Below are 21,116 nucleotides of genomic sequence, written 5' to 3' on the forward strand. Positions count from 1 at the left end.
GTATAACCGTGGACGAACAAGCTTTTGTCTATGACAATATGTATCCGGTGGCTCGAATTTTGTATCAAAATTTGCCGAGTTTTGAAATGGCAGGATACGCATTGTTTGCGATAATTTTCCTGCTCTCGGCGTTTGTTTATAAATTGGGGTTTGCTAAAAAGTTATCACTTGGAAAAAATGTAGCGATTGGCTTGTTTTTGGCAATTGGCGGTTTAGGGCTTACGTTTCTTGCTTTTTTCCTACCGATTGTTGAAGGGTTAGTCATTGCAGCGCTCATACTGATTCTTTATAAAATCCGCTTATGGCGCGAAAAACGCGAAAACGCTGTATCTCATTGAGATACAGCGTTTTTGCGTTCAAAAGTTTTATAGAGAATAGGCAGCAACAAGGAGTATGTGAGGTGAGAAAAAACCCAATACAGAAACGCTCCCCAATCTGTAACAGCTGGAACATTAGCTTCAATTGCAAGATAAGACAATAAAAAGTAAAGAAACGGGAAAGGAACTGACATCAGTAAACTGATGAGCACCAATTGACCAAATGAATAATTGCGTCGTTTGGCTAAATAAACAAAGACAACACCGATAATCAGTGAAATCGTCATATGAAAAATAAATTCCGTAACTTCTGACCATTGTATTGTCCCGATCACTGGAACAAAATCAACATTCAGTAATAGTGTATATATTTGAACGCCAGTGACTGATTGAATCCACTTCATTAAAAGTCCTAAAATCAACCCACTCCAAAAGCCAATCCAGAGACCTTTTAAGAGCTTCATCAGAAATCATCCTCAATGCTACGGGAACTGCGATAGAATCGGAAAGAACCTGTGGCAATCCGTTCTTTTGTTCTATCTGTGATTCGGTCGTGGCATTCGTTACACATATGTGTATGGATTGGTCTATTGCGCAGGCGCTTTGCCTGGAGTGTATCATCGACTAACTCTTCAATCTTATCGCAGATTACACATTTTACACGCATGATGAATCACTCCTATTCGACTCGGATGGCTTGGATATCGGTAATTGGATTTTCCTGATTAGAACCGTCTGGAAGAAGTACGTGGACAGGACCATCTTCTTTTAAAGGTTTACCGTGATCACTGAATTTGAAAATTAGTTGTGCAGCATGCTCAATTGGAAATTCGAATTCACCGTTTAAGGTTTCAAAAACCACACGTTTTGCATGTTCAAAAGGTTCTGCATTCAAAAGGAATGGCTTAAAAAGAATGCCGAAAGTTCCTGTTAGCATTTCTTTTTTTTCTTTACTCTTATAGGTTTTTTCTGAATTCAAAGTCGGCGGCACGGTACTGCCTTCCATGATTTCACGAGACCAATGTTCACCCATTCCGCGCTTATAGTCTTCAAGTTCGTCTTTTTCGATTCGCTCTTCTTGAAAATACGTTTCCAAATTCAACTTACGGTCGTCAAAAATCCATACAGTAGGATCCAATATGAGTTTAAATTTCACTTCACCTTTAAAAGGTACAATAAATTCCATGGGTAAACCCTCCATCTTAAATAGTTGCTCTCTTAATAGTATACCTTTTTGTGTCAAGTTCCTAAAGGGATTCATCTCTTTCATTATAGAGGCTTGCATTTTCTCTTTTTAAAAGATACACTTTAAACAGGAAAACAGAGAAGAAAACTCATAATATGGGGGGATTCCTCATGGAACATACAGAAGAACAAACATACCATCTGAAGGCCTTGGAACTCCTCAAAGCTGATGCAGAAAAAATTGAGCAATTGATTAAGGTGCAAATGGATCATTTGACATTGCCATCTTGTCCTTTATATGAAGAGGTGCTTGACACCCAAATGTTCGGCCTATCGCGTGAAATCGATTTTGCGGTTAAGCTGGGGCTAATCGAACGTGAGGCTGGAAAAAATTTAATGGATACGCTGGAAAAGAAACTTTCCATTCTTCACGAAGCGTATACAAATAAATGATCTAAAACTCAAACGAAATTTGTTTGAGTTTTTTTAAAATTTAAGGACATATTCTAGTTAGACTCTTCACCAATTAGAGGTTCGTTGGTGCTAGGCACCAGTGAAAAGTCAGCCTTTAAGGTAGCCTTTTTTTCATATATCAGGCAGACTGGCATTTCATTTAAAATTGTTGTTACCTATCAAATTTATACAGCGATCTGCATTTTCTTCCTAATCCATCAAATTTAAAAGAGGTATTAAAATGAAATCTTACATCAAGAAATACGCAAAGTTCTTTGATTATCCTTTGTTTTTTACTTATCTGGCTTTAATAATATTTGGCTTGATTATGATCTACAGTTCAAGTATGGCCTGGTCAGTCAATTATTATGGCTCTGAGCCGGACCGATTTTACATACAACAATTAATAAATTTAGCAATTGCGTTTCCAGTTTTCGCGATTGCAGCAGTTTTCCCATACAAACATTTTAAAAAGAGATGGATGATGATGATCATTCTAGCAGTGGTTTTTACTGGTTTGGTTGCTGTGCATTTTGTCGGTTTTGCAGCGGGTGGTGCTAAAAGTTGGATCAGCCTTGGATTTGCTAATATACAGCCTTCAGAAGTAGCAAAAGTCGGCATCATTCTCTATTTATCAGGAGTGTTTTCAAACAAATACCACAATGGCACCATCAACAAATTGAATGATGCGATTATACCACCTGTTATTATTTTGACGCTTGTCCTGTTTTCTGTATTTCTTGAGCCCGATCTTGGTTCTATGCTAATTATTGGAGCGGTCGGTTTATCAGTTATGTCAGCGAGTGGTGTTCGCTTAAAACCATTTATCCGTCTTGCAGGTATTTTTATTGCGGCAGCATCTATTATTATTGTGCCTTTCATGATTTTTGCAGGAGATATGATTTTTACTGAAAAACGTCTTGGACGTCTGGATGCTTTTTTTAATCCGTTTTCGGATGAATTAGGATTTGGTTTTCAGATTGTTAACGGCTATCTAGCTATTGGCTCTGGGGGATTGAGTGGTTTAGGACTCGGTCAATCTATTCAGAAATTGGGCTATCTACCGGAACCCCATACCGATTTCATTATGTCAGTCATTGCTGAAGAACTGGGTGTGTTGGGTGTAGTGTTTGTTTTAGGTGGTTTAGGTTTTATTGTACTTCGTGGACTTTGGATTGCGATGACAACGCATGATCCGTTAGCGAGAATGCTTGCAGCAGGTATTGCCAGCATGATTGGAATCCAGTCATTTGTGAATTTAGGGGGGTTAACGGGCATCATTCCGTTGACGGGTGTTACACTTCCTTTTATCAGCTATGGCGGAACGTCCGTAATTTTGTTATCTTTAGCTATGGGAGTATTAATGAATGTTTCCATGTTCAATAAATACGAAAAAACCAAAAAGTAAAGGGTGTGCTGCGGTGTGAAGGAGATTGACAAAATCTTGGTGGCCAACCGCGGAGAAATCGCTATTCGGGTTTTCCGCGCTTGTACAGAACTGAAAATTCAAACAGTTGCGATTTATTCTCAAGAAGACAGTGGTTCGTTTCATCGGTACAAAGCGGATGAATCCTATTTGGTTGGTAAAGGAAAAAAACCAATTGACGCTTATTTGGATATCGAAGACATCATTCGTATCGCTAAAGATTCCAATGTGGATGCAATCCATCCAGGCTATGGCTTCTTATCTGAAAATGTTCATTTTGCTAGACGTTGTGAAGAAGAAGGAATTGTTTTTATTGGTCCAACTTCGCGGCATTTAGACATGTTTGGAGACAAAGTAAAAGCGCGCACTCAAGCAATTGCGGCTGGTATTCCTGTGATTCCAGGGACAGATGGTCCTGTTGAGTCACTTGAGGAAGTTGAAGAGTTCAGCAAAACAGCCGGATTCCCGTTAATGATCAAAGCGTCTCTTGGCGGTGGTGGCCGTGGAATGCGAATTGTTAGATCTCACGAAGAATTAGCATCTTCTTATGAACGTGCGAAGTCTGAAGCGAAAGCTGCATTTGGATCCGATGAAATGTATGTGGAAAAATTTGTTGATAAACCAAAACACATTGAAGTTCAAATTTTGGGGGACTCTGAGGGCAATGTTATCCATTTGTACGAAAGAGATTGTTCGATCCAGCGCCGTCACCAAAAGGTTGTGGAAATTGCACCTTCCAATTCAATCAGCAATGAATTACGCAATGAAATTTGTGATGCTGCAGTCAAGTTAATGAAAAATATCGACTACATAAACGCCGGTACTGTCGAATTTCTCGTAGCAAATGATGAATTTTACTTTATTGAAGTAAATCCGCGTATTCAAGTTGAACATACGATTACAGAAATGATTACAGGAATCGACATTGTTCATGCGCAAATTCATATTGCCAGAGGACATATGATTCACAGCGAAGAAGTAGGAATTCCGCAACAAAGTGACATTCCATTATTCGGTTTTGCCATTCAATCGCGTGTAACGACAGAAGATCCATTGAATGATTTCATGCCAGATGCCGGAAAATTGATGGTTTACCGCTCGGGTGGTGGATTTGGCGTAAGACTTGATGCAGGGAATGGCTTCCAAGGGGCTGTTATTTCACCTTATTACGATTCTCTTTTAGTGAAAGTATCGACTTGGGCATTAACATTCAAAGAAGCAGCTGCTAAAATGGATCGCAATCTTCAGGAATTCCGTATCCGTGGAATCAAAACAAATATTCCTTTCTTAGAAAATGTTGTAAAACATAAAAACTTTATTACAGGCGATTTTGATACGAGCTTTATTGATACGACTCCAGAGTTGTTTATCTTCCCAGTCCGACAAGACCGCGGTACTAAATTATTAAGTTATATTGGTAATGTGACAGTTAACGGCTTTCCTGGAATTGAGAAGAAAAAGAAACCAATTCATACGGCTCCAAGAAAACCGGAAATCGATCTCTTGTCTCCAGCGCCAAATGGCACAAAGCAAATTTTTGATTTGCAAGGAGCGGAAGGATTAACCAAATGGATTCATGAACAAAAAGATGTTTTGATCACGGACACGACATTCCGTGATGCGCACCAATCGTTGCTTGCGACACGCGTTCGATCACATGATTTGTTTGAAATTGCGAAAGAAACTGCTCGTTTGCAGAGTGATCTATTTTCTTTGGAAATGTGGGGAGGCGCCACGTTCGATGTCTCTTACAGATTTTTAAAAGAAGACCCTTGGGAACGTTTGATCAAACTTCGTAAAGATATTCCGAATGTCTTGTTCCAAATGTTGTTCCGAGGAGCAAATGCGGTCGGCTATAAGAATTACCCGGATAATGTGATTCGTGAATTTGTTCGCAAATCTGGAGATGCAGGAATCGATGTATTCCGTATTTTCGATAGCTTAAACTGGATCAAAGGTATGGAAGTGGCGATTGATGAAGTCCGCCAATCGGGCAAAGTCGCTGAAGCGGCAATTTGTTACACTGGAGATATTTTGGATCCGAGTCGAGACAAATATACGGTTCAATATTATAAAGATATGGCTAAAGAATTAGAAGCAGCAGGCGCACATATTTTAGCGATTAAAGATATGGCGGGACTGTTAAAGCCAGAAGCGGCATATCGTTTAGTATCTGAACTTAAAGATACTGTGTCATTGCCAATTCACCTTCATACGCATGATACGAGTGGTAACGGAATTTATATGTACTCGAAAGCGATTGAAGCAGGTGTTGATATCGTTGATACAGCTCTAGGGTCGATGGCAGGTCTTACATCACAACCAAGTGCAAGTTCTCTACATTATGCTATGAGCGGTGGCAAACGTGAAATTCGATCAGATGTGAAAAATCTCGAAAAAATGTCCCATTATTGGGAAGACGTTCGCAAATACTATGTAGATTTTGAAAGTGGCATGAATAGCCCGCATTCAGAAATCTACGTCCACGAAATGCCAGGTGGTCAGTACAGCAATCTTCAGCAACAAGCTAAAGCTGTAGGGCTTGGGTTGCGCTGGGAAGAAGTAAAAGCAATGTATTCACGCGTCAACTTATTATTTGGAGATGTCGTAAAAGTAACTCCTTCTTCTAAAGTAGTAGGGGATATGGCATTGTTTATGGTTCAAAATGAGTTAGATGAAAAAACAGTAATCACACGCGGGAAGACAATCGACTTCCCCGAATCAGTTATTGAATTTTTTGAAGGGTATATTGGACAACCACATGGCGGATTCCCAGAAGAACTTCAGAAAGTCATTTTAAAAGAGCGTGAACCAATTACGGTTCGTCCAGGTGAACTGCTAGAACCTGCAGATTTTGATGCCATTAAGAGAACTTTGTATGATAAATTGGAACGTCCAGTAACAAGTCATGAAGTTTTGGCTTATGCACTTTATCCAAAAGTATTTGATGAATACACAACGACGAATACCCAATTCGGCAACGTATCTGTTCTTGATACATTAACATTCTTATACGGAATGAGACTGGGCGAAGAAATTGAAGTAGAAATTGAAAAAGGCAAGACACTTATGGTGAAAATGGTATCAATTGGTGAACCACAAAAAGACGGGACACGCATTATCTATTTTGAATTGAACGGCCAACCGCGTGAAGTGAGTATTCAGGATATGATGGTGGAAACCGATAATACGGCTAAACCAAAAGCAGATCCAACAAATGAAAACCATATTGCTGCGACAATGCCTGGAACAGTATTAAAAGTACTTGCAGAAACAGGCGCTAAAGTAAAACGCGGTGACCATTTACTCGTGACAGAAGCGATGAAAATGGAAACAACTGTTCAAGCTCCTTTTGCTGGAACGATTCAAGCAATCCATGTAGTTGCTAATGACGGTATTTCTACAGGAGATTTGCTAATTGAAATGGAAAGAAAATAAAAAATAGGGCTGGCGCAAAAGCGCAAGCCCTATTTTTTATGAAGATTTTTTGATTCGGCTGCGTGAAACAAGCAGCACCATGTAGCACAGTAAACCAAACAGCATAGAAATTAGTAAAGAGTGAAGCAATGCAACAACTAAGTTTAGTTTTGTTAGCACAACAAGCATACCGGTCGTTGCTTGAAGTAAAACGATGATGAAAGCGATGCTCCATCCCCAGTAAATGACGCGCTGATCTTTATACTGCTTGATTGCATGCCAAGCGATATAGCCTAACCAAATGACAATCAAGCCGGCAGCGGCACGATGCCCCATCTGTACCCATTCATACATATTGCTCGGCAATGCGAAACTGTCATTTCGACACAACGGCCAATCTGCACAAACGAGACTGGAATCTGTGTGACGAACCAAAGCACCAGTATAAACGACGAGATAAGAATACAAAGTAACGCCGATTGTGTGAAGACGTAATTTCTTACCAATTTGTAAGCGATCTGCATCAAACTTCCGATCTACTTCAAAAATTAATAAAGTCAGAAGCAATATAGAAGCAAACGATAGCAAAGAGATTCCAAAGTGAAGAGCTAGAATAAAATCACCTTGTCCCCAGAGAACTTGCGCTGCGCCGATCAATGCTTGCAAGACTAAAAAGAAAACGGCCATGACTGCTAAGAATTTAGTTTCACGAATGTGTCCGAACTTTCTCCATGCCCATACTGCCAAAATGACAATTAGTATACCAACTACTCCTGTGACGAGACGATGTGAAAACTCGATTAATACTTCAGCTGTAATATTATCTGGAATCAACTTGCCATTACAATCTGGCCAATTTCGTCCACAGCCTAAGCCGCTGTCGGTCTTTGTGACAAGAGCGCCGCCTAAAAGAATCAATAACATGCCTATAGTAGCCGCTACGGCAAACCATTTAATGTATTTATTTTGCTGCAAGTTACCACCTACTTTTTCTATAGAAAAAATTTTAAACTCCTATTTACCTGCATACTCGATAATAGCGAATGTTACTTCAAAATACAACGAGAAATCAACAATAGTGGAAACTTTCAAGATTTGGACATAATAAAGGGGGCTTCACAAACTGTTCAAAAACTATTATTTTTCTATCTTAAAATAGTGTAGCCGTTAGGGTATGATAAGAGATGTATATTTGTGAGACCAATTACGTGAAAATCATCTCTTTTATCAGGAAATTTCAGTTATATGTAGAAAAACAACTGGAATTTAGATATAGTTATGATTAGCGGAGTATGCTTACAACTTTGAAAGGAGGGACTTATATGTCAAACGGCCGGGCAATGTCTGCAGAGACAAACGAAACACCGGAAGCAACTACATTTCTGAAAGACTTTTTGGCACTTATAAAGATTGGAATCGTAAATTCTAATTTGATTACAGTCTTTACAGGATTGTGGCTTGCATTTCAGTTTTCCGACCGACATTTTCTGAATGAGCTGGATATCCTTGTGTATACGATTGTCGGTTCAGCATTAATCATTGCGGGTTCAGCAGCTATGAACAACTATATTGATACAGATATAGACCCTTTGATGGAAAGTAAAAAATCACGTCCGACAGTAACAGGAAGATTCAAGCCATCAGCTGTATTGGCACTTGCGATTTCTTTCATCGTTATAGGCGAATTATTTTTGTTTTCCGCTTCTGTATCAGCTGGTTTATTTGGGATTGCCGGAATTTTAGCTTATGTCGTTTTGTATTCTATGTGGTCAAAAAGACGTTATGTCAGCAACACGATAGTGGGAAGCATCTCTGGTGCCATTCCTCCACTAATCGGATGGGCTGCTGTCGAACCAACACTCGGGACGGGTGCTTGGGCATTGTTTTTGATCATGTTCATTTGGCAGCCACCGCATTTTTATGCGTTAGCTATGAAACGAACAGAAGAATATCGGGCAGCGAATATTCCTATGCTACCGGTAGTTAAAGGTTTTCACAGAACCAAGAAATCTATGCTTGCATGGGTTGTAATGCTTTTCCCGTTGCCATTCCTATTAATGGAACTTGGGACAGGCTTCATCATCTTAGCGACACTTTTAAACATCGGTTGGCTTGTATTAGCTATTCGTGGCTTTAAGGTGACTGATGACTTGAAATGGGCGAAGACGATGTTTATTTATTCATTGAACTATATGACCATTCTTTTTGTTTCAATGATTATTTTTGCTGTCTTCATCTAAAACACCATTTCTACAGAGAAACTACTTATACAAGAGAGGGGTATGAAAAGCTATGATGAAAGGGATTAAAAAATGGCGGCTTTTCGCATTGATGACCACATTATTGGTTTTTCTTGCGGGATGTGGGCGCGAAGAGATTTCGACCTTGATACCAGCGGGCAAAGTTGCTCAAGATCAATTTAATCTGTTGATTTTATCATCAGTTGTTATGCTATTTGTCATCATCGTTGTAACAATTATTTTCGTTTTAGCAATCGTTAAATTCCGCCGTTCGAAAATGGGGGAAGACATGATTCCGGAACAAGTTGAAGGAAGCGCGAAATTAGAATTTTTATGGACAGCGGTTCCGATTGTCTTACTTTTAATTCTTGCTGTTCCAACAGTTTATTCAACATTTGATTTGGCTGACGTTTCTACGATGGACGTTGAAGCAAAAGATGGTAAGTCATCTAACTTAACGGTCAACGTAACTGGAAAACTTTACTGGTGGGAATTTGAATATCCGGAACAAGGAATTGTAACTGCTCAAGAATTGGTCGTACCGACTGATGAACGCGTTTACTTTAACTTGATTTCAGCAGACATTAAACACTCGTTTTGGATTCCATCTATTGGCGGTAAATTGGATGTAAACCCTGAAAACGTCAACACGTTCTATTTAGAGTTTGACCAGGAGTCAGCAGAACTTGAAGACGGTGTATTCTATGGTAAATGTGCTGAGCTTTGTGGACCTTCTCACGCATTGATGGATTTCAAAGTGAAATCTGTGGATCGCGAAGAGTTTGACCAATGGGTAACTGCTATGCAAGCCGAAGAACCAGCTGCAGTTGAAGGAGATCTTGCTCAACAAGGCGAAGAATTGTTTGGAGCTGATGGTTTAGCATGTATTTCTTGCCACGCAACTTCTGGTGCTGGCGGAACTGGTGGCGTTGGTCCTAACTTAGCAACATTTGGCGATCGTAACCGTGTTGCTGGATACTTAGAACACGACGAAGAAAATCTTAAAAATTGGATTCAAGATCCACAAGAATACAAACCTGGTAACTTAATGCCAGAAGCGGCTTCATTAAATAATGGAAAAGCACTGTCAGATCAAGAACTTGATGCTCTTGCGGCTTATCTAATGGGCCTATCAGTTGAAGAGTAGAAAAAAGCTTAAAAAAGGGAGGTATTCACTGTGAGTTCTATTGCTCAAAAAAAGGGCTTCGGCGCTACAATATGGGACTTCATGACAACTGTCGATCATAAAAAGATCGCGATCCTTTATCTCATCTCAGGTGGTTTCTTCTTCCTTGTTGGTGGCGTTGAAGCGATGTTGATCCGTATCCAGTTAGCTAAAGCAGGAAATGATTTCCTAAGTGCTGGAACATATAACGAAGTTATTACCATGCACGGTACGACCATGATTTTCTTGGCAGCCATGCCAATTTTACTGGCTTTCATGAACGCCATTATGCCTTTGCAAATTGGTGCGCGTGATGTGGCTTTCCCATTCTTAAATTCACTTGGTTTCTGGTTATTCTTCTTTGGTGGTATTTTCTTAAACCTTTCTTGGTTTATGGGAGGCGCACCAGACGCAGGTTGGACGAACTATGCTTCGCTCGCACTTGCATCTGAAGGTCACGGAATCGACTTTTATTCACTGGGATTAACGATATCTGGTTTTGGTACATTGATAGCAGGGATTAACTTCCTAGTAACGATTATCAATATGCGCGCACCAGGTATGACGTACATGAGAATGCCATTGTTTACGTGGACAACTTTTGTTGCTTCTGCTCTAATCTTATTGGCCTTCCCACCACTTACAGTCGGACTATTCTTTATGATCTTTGATCGTATGTTCGATGCTAGCTTCTTTGCAGTTGAAATGGGCGGAAACACGATTATTTGGGAGCATTTATTCTGGATCTTCGGTCACCCTGAAGTTTACATTTTGATTTTGCCGGCTTTCGGTATTTTCTCCGAAATCTTTGCAATCTTCTCACGTAAGCGTCTTTTCGGATACACGGCACTCGTTTTTGCTACAATCCTAATTGGTTTTTACGGATTCATGGTTTGGGCTCACCATATGTTCACAGTTGGTTTAGGACCAACAGCTAATGCTGTTTTCGCTTTAGCGACAATGATCATTGCTGTTCCAACCGGAATTAAAATCTTTAACTGGTTACTGACAATTTGGGGAGGCAATATTTCCTTCACTGTTCCAATGATTTACGCTGTAGCGTTCATCCCTACGTTCGTAGCTGGTGGAGTTACAGGAGTCATGCAAGCAATCGCACCTTTGGATTACCAATTGCATGATTCGTACTTTATCGTAGCTCACTTCCACTATGTTATTGTCGGTGGTGTTGTACTAGGTATTCTTGCAGGTACACATCTATACTGGCCAAAAATGTTTGGAACGATGCTTAGCGAAAAATTAGGGAAATGGACATTCTGGTTCTTCTTTATTGGATTCCATTTAACATTCTTCATTCAGCATTTCCTAGGGTTAATGGGTATGCCACGTCGTGTTTACACGTTCAGCGCAGATCAAGGCTGGGATTTGTTTAACGCAATTAGTTCAGTTGGAGCTGTTTTGATGGCGATTGGTGTCATCATTCTTCTTGTCAACGTCGTGATTACAACGGTTAAAAATGAGCGTGTCGGCAATGACCCATGGGGCGACGGTCGTACATTGGAATGGGCTATTCCATCTCCACCGCCATTTTATAACTTTGCACAAACACCATTAGTTCGTGGTCTTGATACGTACTGGATCGAAAAAATGGAAGGCAATAAAAAAGGCATGATTTTCGCAGAACCTCTTGGTGACATCCATATGCCGAATGGCTCAATCATTCCTTTCGTAATTTCACTAGGAATGTTCGTCGCATCATTTGGTGCATTGTACTTCCTTGATGGCGACAAGCCTTGGGCATTAGCGGTCTTGATTCTTGGACTAGTCATTACTTTCGGTTCAATGTTGCTTCGCTCGTTGAAAGATGATTTAGGCTTCCACATTACAAAAGCAGAATTACTGAAAGATGCGAAAGGAGGCAACACTGATGGACATTAATCAACGATATACTCCTCAATCATGGCCCGAACACCCTGAGACGGCTACGATGGAAGGAAAAAATAAGTTTATTGGCTTCTGGTTGCTTCTTGCAGCTGAGACAGTAACATTTGCGACTCTTTTCGCAACATATCTTGCATTAAAAGACAAAGGGCCAAGCGGCATGGAATTTTCTGCCGCTGAACTTTTTGAACTGCCGTTAGTTTTTGCTATGACGATGATTCTTTTAACATCTTCATTAACAAGTGTTTACGCTATGTATCACATGAAAAACTACAATTTTAAAGCCATGCAGGCTTGGCTTGGGATTACCGTTTTGCTTGGTCTAACTTTCCTTGGATTGGAGATTTATGAGTTTAATCATTACGTCCATTTAGGATTTGGCTATACCAATAGTGCGTTCAGTTCGGCGTTCTTTACACTCGTTGGAACGCATGGTGCGCACGTACTATTCGGTCTTAGCTGGTTTATCGCCTTGATGCTTCGTAACGCAAAACGTGGCTTGAACATGTACAATGCACCAAAATTCTATTTAGCTTCGTTATACTGGCATTTTATTGACGTCGTATGGGTATTCATCTTTACTGTCGTCTATTTGATGGGAGTGATCGGATAATGGCACACGATACACATATTCATGTTAGATCGCAGGCAGAATTCGAGTACGTTAAGAAAAAAAGAGCAGATGAAATGAGAGGCCATCTAGCCACTTTCGCAATTATGATTTTCTTAACATTAATTGCTTTTACCATGGTTGCGGCTGGATTTTCGGTTTACTTGATTGTTCCTATTATTTTATTGTTAGCAGGCATTCAAGTAATTCTTCAACTGTATTACTTCATGCACATGAGCGGTAAAGGACACGGCATGGTTGCGTTCTTTATGTTCTGTGGAATGTTTGTAGCTTTCATCACGGTTCTCACATTTGTAACAATTATTTGGTGGTAGAATCTCTTAGAAAGGGGCTGTGCCAAAAGGTCATGATCAATGACTTTTTGAGTGCAGCTCCTTTTTGCGTGCGACAGAATGAACGGATGTCTATTGAGAGGGACTGTTTCCTCAGCGTCTTGGCTGCCATTAGCCAGTTTGGATCTTTTAAAAGACCATTTCTTTAAAATGAAAGCAAAGGTCAAATCAGCTTTTGCTAATAAATCGATGACAGAAATCTACAGCAGATGCAAATTGGCGTGGCAAGTGTTTTCGTTACTACCAAGGACAATCGGTCGTTTTGTAAAAGTCATCTCGGAGAACTCGAAAAAGTGCACACCGATTTCGGGATTCTGGACCGCAATTCAAAAAACAGACGGAGAAAAAAGAATTCTTTTTCTCTGTCTGTTTTATGTTAAAGACTTACATGACAGTTTCTTTTCTGCAATTGATTTGTTGTGTACACAAAGCGACAAAGAGTCATGAGGCATCGAGCTATGGAAATAATGCGTTCGCTTGATTCATGTCAGATTCGACATGAATCTGTATGTGTTTTGTATTGTTCATAGTTCGTTCATTGATATAGTTCATAGACCACTATATAATTAGGGTACTTGAGGAAAAGGAGGTCCGTTCCATGCCAATCAGTATCTTCGGATTCCAAGCTTTATGGAGTCCCGTTTACTTAGCCGTCCTCGTTTTAGTGACGATTCTCTATTTTTTAATCACTGTAAAATGGCGCGGAAAGTTTAAAGGCCATCAGCCGCTTAACATAAAAGAAGCTGGACTTTTTGTAACTGGTATAATTCTGCTCTATATTATTAAAGGTTCGCCTGTAGATTTATATGGACATATTCTTTTTACTATGCATATGATCCAGATGGCGTTATTGCTCCTGTTGATTCCGCCATTGTTGATTATGGGGATACCAACTTATCTTTGGAGAGCGTTTATCAATCTGCCAGTCGTCAAGCCATTGTTTAATTTTTTCACTAATCCAATGCTTGCTCTGATTTTGTTCGGAATGGTCTTTTCTCTCTACCACATTCCAATGGTTTTTGATTTTGTTAAACAAGATATGCTCATTCACGGAGTGACTAACGTTATATTGTTTACCTCTGCTATATTTTACTGGTGGCCGGTAGTGAATAAAATGGAAGGCATGCATAAATTTCATGGTTTAAAGAAATTGGGGTATTTATTTGGACTTAGCGTGTTAATGACCCCTGCATGTGCATTGATCATCTTTAGTGGAACTCCTTTTTACGCAACCTATACGGATGGGGAAGCTTGGCTGCAAGCAATGGCGTTATGTGTGCCTGCTGGAACGCTATCGCAGCTTAACCTATCAGGCCCTGAGCTGTTCTCTACGATGTCAGCGATTGAAGATCAACGAACTGGTGGAATTACAATGAAAGTGCTTCAGGAGCTTGTTTTTACAGGTTTCTTATGGCTAGTATTCTACGAGTGGTTGCGTAATGAAACAGAAAATGCGGATGCAATTACAGCAAAATCTTTGCAAGACCGTAAAGATATGGCTTACCACAGACACAACGCTTGAATCATAAAGGAGAATAACTTAAATGAATTTGCCGCTATTGCCGACTATCAGTACATTTTTTATCGTATTAAGCGCAATTTTAGTAGCGATTGGCTGGAATCTAGTCCTTCGCCGCAAAATTGAAGCTCACAAGAAAGTGATGGTGGGAGCAGGGGCTTCGGCACTCACTTTCTTCATCATCTACATGTCTCGCACTATTTTTATCGGCAATACCGCTTTTGGCGGGCCAGATGATTTGAAAATCTTTTATACCGTATTTTTGATTTTTCATATTACCTTGGCTACAACCGGTGGAATTATGGGCCTTTTCACTATTTACTGGGGCTGGAAAAATCAATTGACGAAACATCGCAAAATTGGTCCGATTACTAGTATTGTCTGGTTTTCTACAGCAATCACTGGTGTCATGGTTTACTTACTCCTTTATGTATTTTATGAAGGCGGCCATACAACCTCAGTATTCAAAGCTATTTTAGGTGGATAAAAAAGAGGTTGTCCAATCAATCTCTAACATAAAACAGACGAAGAAAAAGAATTCCTTTTTCTTCGTCTGTTTTTTTGGAATTATCGCCTAAAATGTAGAAGTGGCAATGCCACAATCCCGAGCGCCGTGTGCACTTTATCGAGACCCTAGAGGAGAAATCACCGGAATGACGGATTGCCCTTGATAGACCGAACACACTCTCTCCGTCAATTTTGCGTTATCTGTTTAAAGAGGACGTCCATCATCACTTTTCCGTGCTATCCTTCGGAGAAGTCAACTTCAGATTTCACATAAAAATCTTTTTTTCTACTGGTGGTGTGATGACTCCCATTTTACAGAAATGGACGATTTTTTGTCTCATTTTTCGTTCCAGAACGACTGATGGGAATGGAGAGGGTGTAGCCGGCTGAGGCCGTGCCTGCGGAAAGCGAGCGCTGGAAAGGAAAGTAGCCTGTTTTGACACATGCAAAAGGAGCTGTACCCCAAAAAAGTCATTGTTTATGACCTCTTGGGACAGCCCCTTTTTTTATACTCTAAAATCCATTTTAATCATTCCAGCTTCGCGTGCTGATGTAAAGAGAATAACAATCAATGGTCCAATAAAAAATCCGAGAAAACCAATCAGCTGCAATCCGATAAACATCGCGATTAGCGTAGCTAATGGAGACAGGCCAATTTGTGTACCCATAACCTTTGGCTCTACCGTTCTTCTAATAATCAATAAAACTAATGCTAGAACTGCTAATTGAGTTCCTTGGACAACGTCACCCGTTATAAATTCATAAGCGAACCAAGGAGTTAAAACGATAATAGATCCCAAAATTGGAATGAAATCAATTAGCCAAATGATTAAAGACATAACGATAGCATATTCCGGGGTAATGAAAGCTAAAGAAATGAGTGACACGATGAAGATGATACAACTTACGAGAAATTGAGCCTTTAGAAATCCAAAAATCACTTTATTTAAACGTGCAAACATGAAACGAACTTTTTCAGCTGTCGATTCTTTTAGCCGTTTGAAAAGCAAGATTTTCAAATCGGGTAAATCCAACATAAACAAAAACAAGGCAATTAAAAAGACAATAAAGCTAACAAGAAAAGAAGGAATACCAGTCAATAAATTTGTTACTGTATCGTAATTGACAATGGTCAGTACCCAATTGCGAATTCCTTCCATAAAGCCCGCCAGTTCAGTTTCAAATGAAGAAACGACTTCAACTGGCATATCTCGTGTTGAGCGGAAGAAAAAACTTTGAAACTCATCCCACATGACGGACAGGGAATTCGTGTACTCTGGAACCATCTTAGAAAATTGGATAATTTGTCCGATTAATTGAGTAACAATCCAATAAAGCAGCAGAGAAACTACTAATAGAAATAAGATAAATACAGAGATGACGGCAGACTTTCTATGCCATTTGAATTTTTTATGTATAAAGTTTACGAGCGGTTCTAAAAAAATAGCAGTGATCAAAGCGATGATCAGAGGGATAGAAACAGGTAATATGTAAACTGAAATTAAAATCAAAGCCGCTATTACAATAGCGATTGTTACTGTTCTTTTCGTCAACCACTTCACGTATTAAATCCTCCTTATGAAGTTAAAATGTTCATGGATTGGTTAAAAAAACCGCAGTTCAATTGATGAACTGCGGGATTTTTATACGCTGATTTCGAAAGCTTCGACGTCTTTTTTAATAGCGTCTAATATTCCGATACAAGTTTTAACCAAGTGTTCTGGGAAATTTTCATCTTCACCGTATTCAACGCCGTGTGGATAATAATGCTTACCAAGTACGGGTTTTAAGACGCGCATTGTGGCATCGTTTGAATCGACGTCTCCAGAAGTAGCATAAGCAAATACGCGTAAATAATAAGTGCCTTCACGCACGATGAATTTACGGTCATAAGTGACACGCTCATAATCCCACTGACCTTCTTTGGTCAAGCTCTGTTTGTTCATAATGCTTTCAAGTAATGCGCCATCAACGTGAATGTTTTCAAGTCCTGTATTTTCAAAATACATAGGATCTCTCCTCCTCTTTAACAAAAAAGACTACATGCTCCTTTAATAATAGATCATAATTTAAGTTGTTGCAATGGCTAGATTGTGTCAGTGTAGAGACGACTGTTATAATGAGGAAGATACAATAGCAAAGGGGCTGTTCGGTTGAAAGACTTGTTGCGTATTATGATTTTTCTATCGATAGTTCTGATCGGGTTATTTTACTTGGATCCTTCAATAAACGAGAATGATGTTCTTGAAGCTCCGCGCACGGCAGATCCATTGCCGAGCGAACATATTACAGATGAGTCTTTGGATATTGATCGTCCTCTAAAAGGAATTTCAAGTTATATAGGTAAATCTAGCGATCATTGGATTGAGCAGTACGGAGAACCTGAACGGAAAGAACCTTCTGCTTACGGCTACGAATGGTGGATCTACAATGCCAGCTATGTTCACTTTACAATGGTAGGGATAAAAGACGACAAAGTAGTTCAAGTTTATGCAGCAGGTGCTGCAACAGACGCCACTCCTTATCAGATTGGGCAAAGTCTAGATGAAATATATCGGTTTACCATATTAGAAAATGAAGTGACGGTTAAATATGGCGCTAATGTTTATACATTCAATGTCACTGCTGAAGATATGGATAAGCGCATCCTGGTTAAATTCGATGGCGTTTACGCACAGCTCTATATTGACTCTACTGATCGTGTATTAGAAGCTGTTCGCTTTATGGACGCTGAGACTTTAATTCGTCATCATCCATACGACATGATGTTCTCTGGTGAATTGCTGCCAATCCAAGCTCCTTCTTCCACTATGCAACAATCGATTGATCAGGCAAATGCTAAGCAAATCGCCGACTTAGTCAATATTTATCGTCTGCGTCATCAATCAAAAACACTAAGTATTGATCCGCAAGCAAGCATTGTTGCTGAAGCCAATAGTGAAGATATGGCCAGACAGAATTTTTCTTCTGAAGAAATAGAATTTAAAGATTTACATGCGCGTTTGCAAGAGGGCAATATCTTATTCAAAGAGGCAGCTGTCAATACAGCTGCACGTTATTATGATGCAGCAGAAACTGCACACGGATGGATCAATTCAGACATTCACCGTAAAACCTTACTGAATGACCAATACACTGAAACCGGAGTCGGAGCGTTCGGAAAATATTATACACAGATTTTTCTTGAAAAAGAGTCGGTTACTGCTGTAAAGCAGTAATCGACTCTTTTTTTTCAGGAATAATGAAAAAAGAACCGGTTGCAGTCGCAATGTGTTTTCCATCTGCTTGAAAGATATTTCCTTCAAGTACCATCGTATGTCTCCCGCTACGAATAATATGGGCACGTGCACTTATGGTTTCTTCGGTAGCGACCGTCAAATAATGAATGGTCAGATTTGTTGTGACAGCTGTAGTGCCGTTTGGACATTTACTGTTTGCCAAAGTACCCATTGCCGTGTCGAGCAAAACTGCAAGAATACCGCCGTGTGGAATGGCTACATTGTTATGAATAAATGGCGTATTCGGTATAGCGACGACAGAAGATTGCTCGTCTGTAATGCGTGTCATGTTTAGACTAGCACTCAAATAAGTAGAAAATTCGCCTTGTTGTTTTTTCTCGAAATTACTTAAGTAATCAGTTAAAATAGCTAAATCTTCCTTGTTACTATTTTCTATAATGCGAGCAAATTGCTCAGTTATTGTACACATAAGGACATTCCTTTCAAGTCTATAGTGAAATGCAAAAATATCTGCTATGATTAAAGCGTAAAGGAGGAAAATGCTATGATTATGACCTATGAATGGGCTGAAATAACTGACTTTGCAGATGAGTTGAGCCAAATGATTCTACAATCAGAGCAAGCCGATCTTTACCGAGAAGCTTATGACTCTGTCTATAACGATAAAAATCTGGCAAATGAAATCCATGCCTTTGCTAGGTTAAAAGAACAATATGAAGAAGTTCAACGCTTTGGCAAATATCATCCAGAATACTCGCGTGTGATGAAGCAAATCCGGGTGGATAAGCGTCGCTTAGATTTAAATGAAAAAGTAGCCAATCTGCGTTTAATGGAGAACGAGCTTCAGGATCTAATGGATCAAGTAAGCTTTATCATCGGCCGATCAGTATCAGAGGCAGTGAAAATCCCGTCCTCTAATCCGTTTTTCTCTTCAGACTCTTCCTGTGGAAGCAGCTGTGGCACTGGTGGCGGTTGTTCGTGTTCGGCATAACGACTCGACGTCGAAAATTTTCATAAAAAAAGTGCAACGATTGCGTTGCACTTTTTTTATGCCTATTATTCTGCAGTTTCTGAAATAGCAGCGACAGCAAGATCAGGGCGATCCGTTATGATGCCTTTTGCACCTGCATGAATTAATGCACGCATCGTGTCTGGTTCATCGATAACCCAATAATGTACCGGAATATTCAAATTCTCTAGAAATGCGATAAAGCGAGAAGAATCTAACCGGAACAGAGAAGACTTTAGAGGAATCTGAAAAACATCTGCTCGTGGCTGATACAAATGCCCGAATTGACTATTAAAAGACGTAAACGCTTTCCGGACTTCATTTTCTCCGGCACCTATTGCTACACGATTTTGAGCATACAAATTAAAACGATCGATTTGTTCATCGTAGAAAGAAGTAACAGCCACGCGATCTTGGGCTCCAAGCGAATCAATCAGTCGCCACAGTTTTGAAGGCACTAAACTGCCCTCATAAGTTTCTGGTGCATCCTTAATATCGATATTGATATATAGCTGCGGAAATTGTTCAATCAATTCGCGCAACAAGACCACTTTTTCATTTTTGCCACGGTAGGAATGTTGTCCGTCTAAATCGATAAAATGATACCCAAGATCAAAAGCTTTTAATTGCTCGAGTGACATATCGGCAACTCTACCGGCTCCGTCTGTTGTCCGGTCAATAAATTCATCATGAAAAACGAGGATTTCTTCATCATTTGTCATGCGAATATCAATTTCAAAGCCGTGGACGCCAAGTTCGGCTGAGCGATTAAAGGCAGCCATCGTGTTTTCAGGTGCCAGTTTGGCACCGCCACGATGTGCCAGCACAATCGGCTGTTCGTAATTTAGTACTTCTTTAGCAGGACGTTGATTTGGATTAGCTAAAGCCTTTGAGCCTGCCCAAGCTGCGGCTCCAACGGCTACAGCTGCTAAACCGATAGTAGTCTTTTTTCCCATACTGTAAATTACCTCCCTGGATTTCTATAATAAAAACAGTATAGCGAATAGATTGCCGTACTGTCAGTTTATTCGGTTGCGGCTTTTTTCTTTCCTATGGTATTCTAGACTCTAAGAAAAGAGGGATAGTTATGCATGATCGCCAAGGCCTCATTGTCTATGTGCATCATTTGAAACAAGCCAAATCGCTACGGAAATTCGGGCACGTTCATTATATTTCACGTAAATTGAAATATGTAGTCCTTTATATGGACCAAGAAGTCATCGAAGCAACCAAAACAAAGCTGAACAAATTACCTTATGTGAAACAAGTACTTGAATCCCAACGGCCATTTCTTAAAACAGAATATGAAAACGCCAAGCCGGATAAAGCAAAGGAATATGATTACAAAATCGGTCTTTGATTATTGCATAGGCGGAATATAGTGATTTAATCTTAAAACTGAAATTAGATGGCTATGATAGATTTTTTTATCTGCATATACGGATGAGTGCTTGACTTCCATCTTGATGGGACTATGTCCGAGTTCTGAAACGACTTGCTCAAAAACGGCTAAACGCTTAGAGTCGACTGGAATTCCTTCACGGCAAAGATAGATTGGCATAAAGTTTCCTTCCGAAGCCGGTTTAAATACTGCTGCAATTGACAATACATTGTGTCCCTGCGGATTTGTTGAAACAAATACAAATCCGTGCATAAAGCGTTGTTTGTTGCTTGTGATTAGTTCACGGAGCTCATAGATATCTCCGTACCCTTCTCCGAGTTCAATAAAACGTTGTATCATCATTTCACGTCCTTTCCAGTCTTCATTTTACCATTA

General features: G+C 39.8%; 23 protein-coding genes. 14 read left to right on the forward strand and 9 right to left on the reverse strand.

What is annotated here, in order from left to right:
- The first annotated feature begins 8 nt into the window (after window positions 1-8).
- Window positions 9-338: a YlaH-like family protein gene (locus tag AUO94_RS14140; RefSeq protein ID WP_058384829.1), complete on the forward strand. Its 330-nt coding sequence runs from the start codon at window positions 9-11 to the stop codon at window positions 336-338.
- Here the strand turns inward: AUO94_RS14140 and AUO94_RS14145 are convergent.
- From AUO94_RS14145 to AUO94_RS14155, 3 genes are read right to left on the reverse strand one after another with little or no spacing between them, the layout of a single operon-like run.
- A complete protein-coding gene (locus AUO94_RS14145; RefSeq protein WP_058384830.1) occupies window positions 332-781 on the reverse strand; it encodes a hypothetical protein in 450 nt (149 codons plus the stop codon). The two genes, AUO94_RS14140 and AUO94_RS14145, sit on opposite strands and share 7 nt — an antisense overlap.
- Entirely contained in the window at window positions 781-984 is a 204-nt protein-coding gene (locus AUO94_RS14150; protein WP_058384831.1) for a YlaI family protein, read from the reverse strand. Before AUO94_RS14150 ends, AUO94_RS14145 begins: the two co-directional genes overlap by 1 nt.
- A gap of 12 nt (window positions 985-996) precedes the next feature.
- Entirely contained in the window at window positions 997-1,503 is a 507-nt protein-coding gene (locus AUO94_RS14155; RefSeq protein WP_058384832.1) for a hypothetical protein, read from the reverse strand.
- Between the two features lie 170 nt (window positions 1,504-1,673).
- On the opposite strand from AUO94_RS14155, the gene AUO94_RS14160 reads away from it, so the two are divergent.
- From AUO94_RS14160 to pyc, 3 genes are all read left to right on the forward strand, one after another.
- Window positions 1,674-1,955, forward strand: coding sequence for an Fpa/YlaN family protein (locus AUO94_RS14160; protein ID WP_058384833.1), 282 nt, complete (start codon window positions 1,674-1,676; stop codon window positions 1,953-1,955).
- A 241-nt stretch (window positions 1,956-2,196) separates the two neighbouring features.
- Entirely contained in the window at window positions 2,197-3,363 is a 1,167-nt protein-coding gene (locus tag AUO94_RS14165; protein ID WP_058384834.1) for an FtsW/RodA/SpoVE family cell cycle protein, read from the forward strand.
- A gap of 15 nt (window positions 3,364-3,378) precedes the next feature.
- A complete protein-coding gene (gene pyc, locus AUO94_RS14170) occupies window positions 3,379-6,819 on the forward strand; it encodes a pyruvate carboxylase (protein WP_058384835.1) in 3,441 nt (1,146 codons plus the stop codon).
- 36 nt (window positions 6,820-6,855) lie between these two features.
- On the opposite strand, the gene AUO94_RS14175 is transcribed toward pyc, so the two are convergent.
- Entirely contained in the window at window positions 6,856-7,773 is a 918-nt protein-coding gene (locus AUO94_RS14175; protein WP_058384836.1) for a COX15/CtaA family protein, read from the reverse strand.
- A 347-nt stretch (window positions 7,774-8,120) separates the two neighbouring features.
- On the opposite strand from AUO94_RS14175, the gene cyoE reads away from it, so the two are divergent.
- The 7 genes from cyoE (at window position 8,121) to AUO94_RS14215 (ending at window position 15,071) form a co-directional block, all read left to right on the forward strand.
- On the forward strand, window positions 8,121-9,038 hold the full coding sequence (gene cyoE, locus AUO94_RS14180) for a heme o synthase (protein ID WP_058384837.1): 918 nt from the start codon (window positions 8,121-8,123) through the stop codon (window positions 9,036-9,038).
- Between the two features lie 52 nt (window positions 9,039-9,090).
- The gene (gene coxB, locus AUO94_RS14185; protein ID WP_058384838.1) at window positions 9,091-10,185 is read left to right on the forward strand and encodes a cytochrome c oxidase subunit II; all 1,095 of its coding nucleotides are present in this window, start codon (window positions 9,091-9,093) and stop codon (window positions 10,183-10,185) included.
- A 30-nt stretch (window positions 10,186-10,215) separates the two neighbouring features.
- Window positions 10,216-12,099, forward strand: a complete 1,884-nt coding sequence (gene ctaD, locus AUO94_RS14190; RefSeq protein ID WP_058384839.1) for a cytochrome c oxidase subunit I — start codon at window positions 10,216-10,218, stop codon at window positions 12,097-12,099.
- Entirely contained in the window at window positions 12,089-12,715 is a 627-nt protein-coding gene (locus tag AUO94_RS14195) for a cytochrome (ubi)quinol oxidase subunit III (protein ID WP_058384840.1), read from the forward strand. Before ctaD ends, AUO94_RS14195 begins: the two co-directional genes overlap by 11 nt.
- Window positions 12,715-13,047 carry a cytochrome c oxidase subunit IVB gene (gene ctaF, locus AUO94_RS14200; protein WP_058384841.1) on the forward strand — a complete coding sequence of 111 codons (333 nt, stop codon included), beginning with the start codon at window positions 12,715-12,717 and terminating at the stop codon, window positions 13,045-13,047. Before AUO94_RS14195 ends, ctaF begins: the two co-directional genes overlap by 1 nt.
- A 616-nt stretch (window positions 13,048-13,663) precedes the next feature.
- Window positions 13,664-14,587 carry a cytochrome c oxidase assembly factor CtaG gene (ctaG, locus tag AUO94_RS14210; RefSeq protein WP_058384843.1) on the forward strand — a complete coding sequence of 308 codons (924 nt, stop codon included), beginning with the start codon at window positions 13,664-13,666 and terminating at the stop codon, window positions 14,585-14,587.
- Window positions 14,588-14,609: 22 nt separating this feature from the next.
- Entirely contained in the window at window positions 14,610-15,071 is a 462-nt protein-coding gene (locus AUO94_RS14215; RefSeq protein WP_058384844.1) for a DUF420 domain-containing protein, read from the forward strand.
- Window positions 15,072-15,597: 526 nt separating this feature from the next.
- Here the strand turns inward: AUO94_RS14215 and ytvI are convergent.
- Both ytvI and AUO94_RS14225 read right to left on the reverse strand, forming a co-directional pair.
- Window positions 15,598-16,653: a sporulation integral membrane protein YtvI gene (gene ytvI / locus AUO94_RS14220; RefSeq protein WP_058384845.1), complete on the reverse strand. Its 1,056-nt coding sequence runs from the start codon at window positions 16,651-16,653 to the stop codon at window positions 15,598-15,600.
- 81 nt (window positions 16,654-16,734) lie between these two features.
- Window positions 16,735-17,100 carry a YugN family protein gene (locus AUO94_RS14225; RefSeq protein WP_058384846.1) on the reverse strand — a complete coding sequence of 122 codons (366 nt, stop codon included), beginning with the start codon at window positions 17,098-17,100 and terminating at the stop codon, window positions 16,735-16,737.
- A 144-nt stretch (window positions 17,101-17,244) separates the two neighbouring features.
- Here AUO94_RS14225 and AUO94_RS14230 point away from each other — a divergent pair, with 144 nt between their 5' ends.
- Entirely contained in the window at window positions 17,245-18,309 is a 1,065-nt protein-coding gene (locus AUO94_RS14230; RefSeq protein WP_058384847.1) for a CAP domain-containing protein, read from the forward strand.
- Here the strand turns inward: AUO94_RS14230 and AUO94_RS14235 are convergent.
- A complete protein-coding gene (locus tag AUO94_RS14235) occupies window positions 18,290-18,799 on the reverse strand; it encodes a PaaI family thioesterase (protein ID WP_058384848.1) in 510 nt (169 codons plus the stop codon). The genes AUO94_RS14230 and AUO94_RS14235 overlap by 20 nt on opposite strands.
- Before the next feature lie 75 nt (window positions 18,800-18,874).
- Here AUO94_RS14235 and AUO94_RS14240 point away from each other — a divergent pair, with 75 nt between their 5' ends.
- Window positions 18,875-19,321 carry a YlbF/YmcA family competence regulator gene (locus AUO94_RS14240; RefSeq protein ID WP_058384849.1) on the forward strand — a complete coding sequence of 149 codons (447 nt, stop codon included), beginning with the start codon at window positions 18,875-18,877 and terminating at the stop codon, window positions 19,319-19,321.
- 65 nt (window positions 19,322-19,386) lie between these two features.
- On the opposite strand, the gene AUO94_RS14245 is transcribed toward AUO94_RS14240, so the two are convergent.
- On the reverse strand, window positions 19,387-20,295 hold the full coding sequence (locus AUO94_RS14245; RefSeq protein WP_058384850.1) for a glycerophosphodiester phosphodiesterase family protein: 909 nt from the start codon (window positions 20,293-20,295) through the stop codon (window positions 19,387-19,389).
- 131 nt (window positions 20,296-20,426) lie between these two features.
- On the opposite strand from AUO94_RS14245, the gene AUO94_RS14250 reads away from it, so the two are divergent.
- Window positions 20,427-20,699, forward strand: a complete 273-nt coding sequence (locus tag AUO94_RS14250) for a YlbG family protein (RefSeq protein ID WP_058384851.1) — start codon at window positions 20,427-20,429, stop codon at window positions 20,697-20,699.
- Here the strand turns inward: AUO94_RS14250 and AUO94_RS14255 are convergent, their stop codons facing one another.
- A complete protein-coding gene (locus AUO94_RS14255) occupies window positions 20,700-21,080 on the reverse strand; it encodes a DUF7147 family protein (RefSeq protein WP_058384852.1) in 381 nt (126 codons plus the stop codon).
- Between the last annotated feature and the right edge of the window lie 36 nt (window positions 21,081-21,116).

It is taken from the genome of Planococcus kocurii (genome assembly GCF_001465835.2).
GTDB lineage: Bacteria > Bacillota > Bacilli > Bacillales_A > Planococcaceae > Planococcus > Planococcus kocurii.

Bases quoted from the DNA above. Each gene is read 5' to 3' on its own strand.
- AUO94_RS14145 (WP_058384830.1), bottom strand. From the start codon at position 781: ATGAAGCTCTTAAAAGGTCTCTGGATTGGCTTTTGGAGTGGGTTGATT.
- AUO94_RS14150 (WP_058384831.1), bottom strand. From the start codon at position 984: ATGCGTGTAAAATGTGTAATCTGCGATAAGATTGAAGAGTTAGTCGAT.
- AUO94_RS14155 (WP_058384832.1), bottom strand. From the start codon at position 1,503: ATGGAATTTATTGTACCTTTTAAAGGTGAAGTGAAATTTAAACTCATA.
- AUO94_RS14160 (WP_058384833.1), top strand. From the start codon at position 1,674: ATGGAACATACAGAAGAACAAACATACCATCTGAAGGCCTTGGAACTC.
- AUO94_RS14165 (WP_058384834.1), top strand. From the start codon at position 2,197: ATGAAATCTTACATCAAGAAATACGCAAAGTTCTTTGATTATCCTTTG.
- cyoE (WP_058384837.1), top strand. From the start codon at position 8,121: ATGTCAAACGGCCGGGCAATGTCTGCAGAGACAAACGAAACACCGGAA.
- coxB (WP_058384838.1), top strand. From the start codon at position 9,091: ATGATGAAAGGGATTAAAAAATGGCGGCTTTTCGCATTGATGACCACA.
- AUO94_RS14195 (WP_058384840.1), top strand. From the start codon at position 12,089: ATGGACATTAATCAACGATATACTCCTCAATCATGGCCCGAACACCCT.
- ctaF (WP_058384841.1), top strand. From the start codon at position 12,715: ATGGCACACGATACACATATTCATGTTAGATCGCAGGCAGAATTCGAG.
- ctaG (WP_058384843.1), top strand. From the start codon at position 13,664: ATGCCAATCAGTATCTTCGGATTCCAAGCTTTATGGAGTCCCGTTTAC.
- AUO94_RS14215 (WP_058384844.1), top strand. From the start codon at position 14,610: ATGAATTTGCCGCTATTGCCGACTATCAGTACATTTTTTATCGTATTA.
- AUO94_RS14225 (WP_058384846.1), bottom strand. From the start codon at position 17,100: ATGTATTTTGAAAATACAGGACTTGAAAACATTCACGTTGATGGCGCA.
- AUO94_RS14235 (WP_058384848.1), bottom strand. From the start codon at position 18,799: ATGTGTACAATAACTGAGCAATTTGCTCGCATTATAGAAAATAGTAAC.
- AUO94_RS14240 (WP_058384849.1), top strand. From the start codon at position 18,875: ATGATTATGACCTATGAATGGGCTGAAATAACTGACTTTGCAGATGAG.
- AUO94_RS14245 (WP_058384850.1), bottom strand. From the start codon at position 20,295: ATGGGAAAAAAGACTACTATCGGTTTAGCAGCTGTAGCCGTTGGAGCC.
- AUO94_RS14250 (WP_058384851.1), top strand. From the start codon at position 20,427: ATGCATGATCGCCAAGGCCTCATTGTCTATGTGCATCATTTGAAACAA.
- AUO94_RS14255 (WP_058384852.1), bottom strand. From the start codon at position 21,080: ATGATACAACGTTTTATTGAACTCGGAGAAGGGTACGGAGATATCTAT.